Below are 565 nucleotides of genomic sequence, written 5' to 3'. Positions count from 1 at the left end.
ACTTCAGGCTTGATTGCCAATGAGAGTCACAAAGAGATGTCAGGTAGCGCATTATTGTATAAAGCCGTTTTAATTAACCTGACTAACCCTAAATCGATCGTCTTTTTGGTGGCGTTGTTCCCACAGTTTATCGACCCTGCAAAAGACCAACTGACGCAATTGTTGGCGCTAGGGGTGACGACAGTGGTAATTGATGCGTGCGTAATGTTGGGTTACACCACGTTAGCGGCGCAGATGGGACGCTTTATCCGTTCAGACAAGATCATGGGTAAAATTAACAAAGTATTCGGTTCAATGTTTATGGGTTGTGGCGCATTATTAGCGGCTGCAAAATCCTAAGCCATTTATAGGTAGTTCTATCGCATGAATACAACGTATGTCGCTCGTCAGCCGATTTTTAACCGTAAAAGACAGACGCTGGGTTATGAATTGTTATTTAGAGATGGAGAAAGCAACGCCTATCCCGCTCATATCGAATCAAACCGAGCGACATACCGATTAATCGTCGAGAACTTTCTATCACTGGGTACTAACCCAGTGATTGCGTCTTCGCGCTGCTTTATCA

At 44.2% G+C, this 565-nt stretch carries 1 protein-coding gene and 1 pseudogene; both read left to right on the top strand.

What is annotated here, in order from left to right; all coding sequences use genetic code 11:
- The coding region (locus tag R7Q46_RS29165; RefSeq protein ID WP_318078576.1) for a LysE family transporter at window positions 1–339 on the top strand (339 nt) is incomplete at its 5' end.
- Between the two features lie 24 nt (window positions 340–363).
- Window positions 364–565, top strand: a pseudogene (locus tag R7Q46_RS29160) (histidine kinase); the annotation flags it as partial.

The sequence above is a fragment of the Vibrio sp. 811 genome, assembly GCF_033339195.1.
This window is presented reverse-complemented; position numbering and strand designations above follow the sequence as displayed.